7 protein-coding genes and 1 pseudogene are annotated in these 7,884 nt (G+C 53.0%); all 8 read right to left on the bottom strand.

What is annotated here, in order from left to right:
- Positions 1-147: 147 nt before the first annotated feature.
- Positions 148-510: pseudogene (locus tag A37O_RS16190) on the bottom strand (CRISPR-associated endonuclease Cas1); the annotation flags it as partial.
- Positions 503-1,174: a type I-E CRISPR-associated protein Cas6/Cse3/CasE gene (gene cas6e, locus A37O_RS0109130; RefSeq protein ID WP_026196273.1), complete on the bottom strand. Its 672-nt coding sequence runs from the start codon at positions 1,172-1,174 to the stop codon at positions 503-505. The pseudogene A37O_RS16190 and the gene cas6e, both read right to left, overlap by 8 nt.
- Positions 1,171-1,878, bottom strand: a complete 708-nt coding sequence (gene cas5e / locus A37O_RS0109135; RefSeq protein ID WP_026196274.1) for a type I-E CRISPR-associated protein Cas5/CasD — start codon at positions 1,876-1,878, stop codon at positions 1,171-1,173. The genes cas6e and cas5e overlap by 4 nt, the downstream gene beginning before the upstream one ends.
- Positions 1,879-1,881: 3 nt before the next feature.
- Positions 1,882-3,024, bottom strand: a complete 1,143-nt coding sequence (cas7e, locus tag A37O_RS0109140) for a type I-E CRISPR-associated protein Cas7/Cse4/CasC (protein ID WP_018297203.1) — start codon at positions 3,022-3,024, stop codon at positions 1,882-1,884.
- A gap of 19 nt (positions 3,025-3,043) precedes the next feature.
- Positions 3,044-3,709 (bottom strand): type I-E CRISPR-associated protein Cse2/CasB, encoded by a 666-nt coding sequence (gene casB, locus A37O_RS0109145; RefSeq protein ID WP_018297204.1) that lies wholly within the window; start codon positions 3,707-3,709, stop codon positions 3,044-3,046.
- Positions 3,706-5,418 (bottom strand): type I-E CRISPR-associated protein Cse1/CasA, encoded by a 1,713-nt coding sequence (casA, locus tag A37O_RS0109150; RefSeq protein ID WP_018297205.1) that lies wholly within the window; start codon positions 5,416-5,418, stop codon positions 3,706-3,708. The genes casB and casA overlap by 4 nt, the downstream gene beginning before the upstream one ends.
- An 87-nt stretch (positions 5,419-5,505) precedes the next feature.
- Positions 5,506-7,569, bottom strand: a complete 2,064-nt coding sequence (gene cas3, locus A37O_RS0109155; protein WP_018297206.1) for a CRISPR-associated helicase Cas3' — start codon at positions 7,567-7,569, stop codon at positions 5,506-5,508.
- A 95-nt stretch (positions 7,570-7,664) separates the two neighbouring features.
- The coding region (locus tag A37O_RS16195; RefSeq protein WP_018297207.1) for a transposase at positions 7,665-7,884 on the bottom strand (220 nt) is incomplete at its 5' end.

A 7,884-nucleotide genomic window follows, 5' to 3' on the forward strand; every position in this document is an offset into this window, starting at 1 on the left:
CGATATGATTGGGCGCGGAGGCCATCGTTGGTGTCCTTTCGAGGATGTGTAGGAGCTGAGTCGAAAGGTACCGCGGTGGTCTCCTTGCTGGTCGGCAGGGGGGGNTCACCAGGCGGTAGCTGTACACCACACTATTGGACGCAACCCGCAGTTGAGACGTGTCCGCTGGTTTGCCCAGATCCTTGCCTGCGCTTCCGCCATCCGTGAACTCTTCGCCGGCGGGCGCCCACTGGCGTAATAACGCACACCTTTTTCGCCAGTCCAAACTGCCGTGACCCCAGCATCACCAAGCAAGGACATCGCTGCGTAGGTCGTTTTCGTTCCTGGCCCCAGAAGAATGGCAGCTAACTGAGTAGCAGGAACATGAGCTGTTCCCCGCTGATCAGTTACCGTTAACGCATTCCCGTCGCGATTAACAACAGCACGCTCCACATAGAGAAATGAAATCCGATTTTCCATTCTTCCCAACGAGACGCGCGCGAGGGGCACTTGGCTTGGTGTCTCAGCCATGTTGGCTCTTGATAGGTGCAAGCGTCATAAGACCACAACCGTAGCCTTTTGCGCGGCCGATTCCGGAAACTAACGTTTGTCGCAGTTGATCTGCATCAGTGACCTCCAATTCCCCTTCGAATCTGGCAGTTGTGATCCGAACCTTATTCTTCCCAGCTTCATAATTGCGATAGAAGTTCAGACCTTGCCGCCCAATAACAGTTGTTTCGCCTGAGCCCTCGTCGAAAAGCGAAAAACCGGCGCCCTCGGATCGATCATGCAGCCACTGCAATTGGTGTTTGGCAGAAACATGGGCTTTGACTTTGCCTCGTTTCCCTTCACCTCTGCTCTCGCTGTAAGTAGGGTTCGCAACCAACTCGAACCACCACTTTTGGCCCCTTTTGAGGTTGTCCAGGAATCGATCATATTCCGCAGTTTGCGGCGGACGAGTTGTCCATCCCGCTTGTTCAACGATGTGATCGGCAGTAGGGGCTTCAGAACCAACAATGTAGAGCACATGCTCATGATTCCTATTGTCCACGCGCCAAAGGACTCGTCCGGCGCTTTCATCAAGATCTGGAGGGAATGCGGCCCGAACAGCGGCGTGCATTGATTGCGGATCAGTGAGAAGCTTTCTCCCTTGGCGTCTCGCAGGGTTGAGCAGAATCCTTGTCAGTGAAGTCATACCGACACCACCGCTTCGAAGAATGGGTCGGTGCTCGCTCCATGTTCATTGTCAATCGTCTTCGATCCTGCGTATACAACCTCGCGCCAATTGTATTGGCGGTGCGCAGAATCGAAAGACACTGGAACATCCTGACGTTTTTCCCCAGTTTCACCAGGAAGAGCGTCCCGATAAATCGGCAACTCGACGGTGCGATTCCTACTCTTCTTATGAGCCATGGTGGCAAACCACTGATCTAGCGACATAAGTGCTTCCGCAGCAGGCTTATCGACGATTCCCTGCACCAGATTCGGAGGCGCGGGGCACGATCGACGCCCCAAGAATAGAGGATACGTCGGGTTGTTCAAGGCATCTCGGAAGCTCTCCAGCAAACCCCGGTCCGGGGCCTCAATCGCTGCAACAAATGCCGCATCCTGCAAGTAATAGCGGGTTACCAGCGATGCCGATCCATTCGGATCGCGTTGCCATGGTTGCGCTGTTTGGTAATCGCGAAGCAATGCACCCGATTGATCAATTCGCACCGCAAAATTCAAATCAGCAAGATCTTCGATCGGATCGCTTCGTCGCCGACCTTGCGCCGCCGCAACCATCCCGATAATGCCGGATTTGCTCGGGGTTGAAGCCGTTGCGCGTGTGCCGTAGCGGGATTGATCACCCCACGACTGCAAGGGCCCCTTGAGTAGTAGTAATAATGACGAGGTCATGATCTAGTTCTCCTCAAGCACAGCTTGAACCTGCGCTGCCAGATCATCTAGCTTCGTAGATTCCGCGATACCTTCAAATTCCTGGCCAAGATCGCCGAGCGAAAGCACAAACGCCTTCCTTGGCTTGAAGCCGTAGGTGTCAATGACCTGACGTTCCTCCTCTGCAAGTTTCTGAGCCGCTACTCGACGACGCCCCTGATCACTGGTACCGGAAACTGGTTCCTCGAAAGCATTGACCAACGACACAGAACGACCGTCTCGAACCGCAACGTAGACCAATTCTGGCAGGGTGTTGTTTGCGAAAGTATTCTGCTTTCCAGTTGGCATGGACTCAACGAATGCCCTGATGAAGTGTCCGACAGCTTCGTGTGCGTTCTGGGCTGAGCCCAGGTTGTCTTTCAAACCATCCACGTTGATCGTCGCAAAGCGATACAACGTCGATGACATCATCTGCACGGTGCCGATCATGCCCGCGCCGGATTCTTCAGCATCTTCGACAACGTCATCGACCGCGGTAAAGTAGTCGAACTCTGGCTGGGTCTCGTGCACACTGATTGCGTGTGCGACCTGAACGGAAGCATCGACATTGTAGGTTGGCGCATCGGCGAGCATACGTCCAAACATGGCGATATCAAGTGAATGTTCAGTGTCGAGGATCTCCTCTGCTTCCTTCTTGGAGAATTTCTCTCCGTCCTTTTCGATGATGGCCTCTGCCGCACGCTGAATCTGCTGCGGGCTGAGGAAAAGCAGATATCCGGTTTGAGGGTAAGCGTTAAATTCCTCTTTTTCTTCAGTGGCTACGTCTGGATCTGCCTCCTGCTTTTTAGCCTCTACGCTTAACTTGATCTTCGCTGCCTTGAATAGCGCATCTACACCTTCGACTGCCTTCGGTAAATCCCAGTCAGAGTTGATCTGGTTGACTTTCTTAGCAATCAGTTCCGGGGTGCGCTTAGTACGCTCGCCGATCAGGTCTTCGCTCACGTTCTCTTCTACATAGCGGCGAATTGCTCGCTTCCATGACTGCGAGGACACGCGTTGGCGGGGTACACCACCGAAGATTGCCGTCTTGGGTGCACCTGTATCGTCGCGGTTGATCAGGCTTGGTGGAAGAGTTTGCAGGGCGTGAATATCAACAACTGTAGACATAATGAAAATCCTTTCGGGATTAAGAGTTCTTTGGAGTGGTAGGAGTGTAGGAACCGTAGGCAAAATCGCGACCCCAGCGGAGCTGGATTCCCGCGCGCTTCTTGGGGTTCATGAGTGACCGCAAGTCTTCGGCGAATTGGCCATAGTCGAATGCGATGGAGTGCCCACGCAACAGCGTGATCAGTGAGCGAACATGGATCAATCGTGCGTTGTCATCATGTGCGAGAAGCATTGCATCGATGCGTGGCTTGATCGATCCGGAAAGCGCAAGGCTATGCAACTTTCCGCAGGCAGATGCAAAGCTTGTGCCAGTTTCGTGTGCCGGCACTGCTGCAGATTGCATGTGGACTGCGAACAAAGTCATGGCAGAGAATGCAGCCTTCTCTGAAGGCGAAGGGGCGTCGCCTTTTCCAAGGAACGCAGGGTCCAGCCTGGGTTCAAGGGCGAAAAGCACATTTTCTAGAGCCAACGGATTTGATTTCAGGCTCGCACCAGCTCCTTGCCGCAGTTTGGCAAGCTGAGCGCGAGCTGCAGCAGTGGAGGCAGTGTTTCCACTTGATAAATACATGCTCTGTAAACGCGAGCAAGTGGAACGAACGGAGTGCTTCAACGTTCCGTAAGCATCGCCCGGTTCAGCAACATTTTGCTTCGTGCCAGGTTGCTCAGTATCTGTGGGTGAGGTCATTGTCCTACCTTCTCTTTTGAAGTGGCCGATTGCCTTTCGGTTTTCTTCCGTTGTGTCGCAGGAAGAATTTGATCGAGTTTGCTCTTGAGCTGGTTGAACACGGAGCCAGCCGAGACCAGTCGCCCTTTAGTATCATCGGCGTTCTGGAAAACCTGTCTGCCGATGAATGCCTTGGGTCCTGCCCCTTTAAGCAGTATTTGCGCATGATCTTCGGTAGCGCTGCGAACAGTTTGTTCCCATTTCGCAATCTGGGACTCCAGCTCATCGGGATTCATGTCGCTGGTTACTGGCAAAGCACGAAGCCAATCTAAGAACCCGGGTTCCAGTTCTGCCAATAGTCCATCCGTGTGTTGTGCCTGAAATGAATATTCTCCGCCTGCGGCTGTACTCAAGTTCCCAGCGAATTGACCTAAAGCTATAGCTGCATCACCAGTGGAGGACGCAGCGCTTCGGACTGCGTCACGTACGTCAACCTGGTTCTCCAGCAATATGGCAGTCGGGACCCCTACTTCCGCTGAAATCGTGGAAGCGACCGATGAGGCCTGTGGGCCATATTCAACCGAGACTAGCTGCAGGTTGAGTACGTCTGGAATATCTTCGAAGTCATTGGAAACTTCTGCAATGCTGGTCAGAATACCTGGACGCTTGGGGGCTTTTTCCTTCGTGCTAAATCCTGCATCGGTTTCCGAGACAATAAGCGCGTCGAGTGAACGCCACATCGTCCGCTGCGGGTCATAGGGCCTGGGATAATATACGTCCAAATCCTTCTTCGATTTGTTCGACGAGAAACGATACGGGGTCATCGGATCTCCGAGGACATTCGCTCCAGCATCCGGGATGCGATCACCATTAGTAATAAGGACACCGGTGACCTTGTGACCGTCGTTGATAAGCCGGACCCTTCGAGTCTGCCAAGTAGCCAGATCTGCGGGGCCCTGAGGCTGCGAGGATGCGGATTCGATTCCATTGATCAGCGGATTTTTCGACCGCACGTCAGGCCCGTCTGGAAGTCGCTCCCATACCGGCCGATCATTTGCATTGGAAATGGCTTCGGCGACTGTATTCAGCAATAGGGTCTGAAGAATTGAATCTCCCTGAATAACAGTGCCCCCGGTGAGCCCTGACCAGCCCTGACCGATCGGGTAGCTTTTTCCTCCTTTCTCGCGGCTGTCACCTTCCACTCCGGTTTTGATTCCGCTGAAATCAAAAGCATGTAAGTTGATGAGCCACCGCGCTGCTTCTGCGAAGCTAACTGATCCGGCACCTTGTCCTGCTCGCATGGTGAAGTAATTACTGTTTATCTCCGGAATCAACTGAGAGATTTTGCGGTGCGTTCCATCTTTCGTATGCAGGTCTGCAACCTGCATAAACGGAGCCTCTGTGTCTAAAAGATTGAATCGGTCCGAATACTTTTCTAGGTACTCCACTGAAACCCGGTCCGACTTGACCTGTTCCAATTTGTTCCAGGTGGTTTCGAACCAACGTGAGAACTGAAATGTCTCTCCTGGGTTTACCTGCGATTCTGGAACATGCGCTCGCCAAAATATTGCAAGAAGAACTCGCAATACCGAGTAATCCTGTACCGGCGAATCTCCCTGCAATCGAACTAAGCCAGCGGTTCCATCAAATACATCTTTTAAGCTGACATTCACGGTTTCGCCCTGACTATCTTCCCCACGAATCCATGGTTCTGTGATGAGAGAAAACATCGGTTCCTCCTTTCTTATTTGTTAGTAGTTATTAATTGGACATTTGAGCACTTTGAGTTGGGGCACGAGTGCGCAGCTGCTTTGCCACTACTTACTCACCTCCGTAGTAAGACCAAGTTCCTCGGAGTACCGAAATAAGAATCGCCCAACTTCAGCCTCTCCCGAAAGATCAAATTCAAGGGCGACTCTGCCTTTAAGCAATGAGCTCTTTTGCCATGTGGTTGGTGTACCTTTTTCCAACGCAGCGATCACTTCATCAAAATCGCTATCGCGTCTTGTCACCCACGCTGGAAGTCTCACAGTAGTGCCAGCCAAACGAAGTGCTTCTTTATAGGACAGATCCGATTCCGTCGTATCTTGAAGATCAACATCGTCCGTCGCACCGAAGGGCCGATAACCATAATCAGTTCGCTGAATTGCAATCACTTCCACGGCGGGCTCAGCGTCACGGACTTGCGCAATGCCTCTTTCCTCCCCAGAAATATCGTTTCCTCCACCAGCAATCTGCTCGAAAAGATTGCTGAGTTTTGAGGCCTGCGAAGGCTCCGGGATTCTAAACGTTCTAGCGTCACTCTCAGCTTTTTCCCGTTTCTCTCGGTTCGCCACAAGCGCCGCGCCCCATTGTTCTTCCCACTCAATTGGTACTGGTCCATGCTGCTCCACCAATTCGTAGGTTTCGCGCACAAGGTGCTCAATGTCATCTGGACGTCGAAACCGTTTCGGCAAATAGTGCAACGTAGCCATCAAGATCGCCGCATCGTAAACCGCTTCCGCTCCAGAGTCGAAGGTCGGCACGGGTTCGACGCTGTTAATCCCCCTCAAGAGGATTTGCGGTGATTGAAGCAAACCTGGACGATCCGATTTGGGCCGGCCATGCCGATGCAATCGCCCAGCGCGCTGAATTATCAGATCCATGGGTGCGATATCGGTGATCAGTACATCAGCATCGATATCAAGACTCTGTTCTGCCACCTGCGTCGCAACAACAATGAGCCGATCAGGTCGACCTGCTCCACGGTGAGCCTTTGGCCCAAGCGCACGGCGCAATTCATCTTCTTTCTCAGACCGATCGCTGGCAATGAATGCGGAATGGTGAAGTTGCGTCTCACCAGGGAATATCTTTGTAAACTCCCCGTAAGCATCTTGGGCTCGCCGAACCGTATTGCAAATAACCAAAGCTACGCCACCCCCCGAGAGCAACCCACCGACTTCAACCCCTAAAGCGCTGAGATCATCACTGACAACCTCCACAGAAGCATCCAAATCAAAGGGACGAGCAGCGGCTACGTCGTGCCGAACTCCCGCGGAACTCACTGAAGTAACCAAGGGATACCCTTGTGCACCTGCAACACCTTCTAATTGGCTTTGCAAACTTTCGCCGGGCAATTCCTTGGCGAATGCAGCTACAAGATTCATCCTTTGAGTCGGTGGCAAAGTTGCGGACATAATGATGACATTCACGCCATAGCGTGCCAACCAGGCCAATGCTGTTTCAAGATAGGCTGACATATACGCGTCGTACGCGTGTGCCTCGTCGATAATTATGACTTTTCCTGCCAAAGCAATGTGACGGAGCATTGAGTGCCGCATCTGTAATGCCAGCATCAACACTTGATCGACGGTTCCCACGGCAAAATTACTCAGAAGTCCCTTCTTGCTACCCGACATCCATTGGGATGCGACAACAGATCCATAATCCTCTTCACCAGGCGCAATTGAGTTAAATTTCAGCTCACGGAACCCACTGAACAACTGATTTTTGGAATGTGCCAAGTACATAGATGAAACCGATTCACCTTGCGCCGCTCTGCTCGCCCACTTTCTAGTCCGCTCGTACAGTCCGTTTGAAGTCGACATAGTTGGAGCAGCAAAGAAAAGTCCTTGGGCACCATGGGATTTGCCTAGAATTTGAGCAACGGCAAGGCCAGCCTCAGTTTTTCCTTCACCGGTGGGGGCTTCGATCACCATGAGGGAAGGTCCAGTCGCCTCAACGTTTTGTTCCGCGACCTTCGCAGCAACTTCTTGAACGGGACGAACTTGAAATTCCTCGGGCCAGCCAAAAGATTGTCGGTAGAGCTGTTCCACATCTTCAGTATCAACGCGGTGAGCCCAAGGCCCGGTTAGCCGGATCTCATCAACGGCAAAACGCAAGCGCTCGTCCTGTCCACCTGGTCAAGTCCTTTTGAGTGGTGTATCCGCCAGCGGTTGACTCAGCGATGAACTGACCGCTGACGGAACAGGATTCCTTACGCCACCAGAGCCTCCTGACCGTCACCGACAACGACGCCGACGCCGTCAGCTGCCCGGGCCTTCGCCAGCATCTCCGCCGTCGAGGACAGCATCGCCAGAGGCATGTACCGACGCTGCTGCATCCAGTCCTCATGCTGCTCAGCCAGCACTGCCCCGACCAACCGGACCACCGAATCACGGTCAGGGAAGATCCCCACGACATTGGTCCGCCGGCGG

The organism is Corynebacterium lubricantis DSM 45231, from assembly GCF_000379425.1.
GTDB lineage: Bacteria > Actinomycetota > Actinomycetes > Mycobacteriales > Mycobacteriaceae > Corynebacterium > Corynebacterium lubricantis.

Coding starts and splice junctions, on each gene's coding strand:
- cas7e (WP_018297203.1), bottom strand. CDS start 3,024: ATGTCTACAGTTGTTGATATTCACGCCCTGCAAACTCTTCCACCAAGC.
- casA (WP_018297205.1), bottom strand. CDS start 5,418: ATGTTTTCTCTCATCACAGAACCATGGATTCGTGGGGAAGATAGTCAG.
- casB (WP_018297204.1), bottom strand. CDS start 3,709: ATGACCTCACCCACAGATACTGAGCAACCTGGCACGAAGCAAAATGTT.
- cas5e (WP_026196274.1), bottom strand. CDS start 1,878: ATGACCTCGTCATTATTACTACTACTCAAGGGGCCCTTGCAGTCGTGG.
- cas6e (WP_026196273.1), bottom strand. CDS start 1,174: ATGACTTCACTGACAAGGATTCTGCTCAACCCTGCGAGACGCCAAGGG.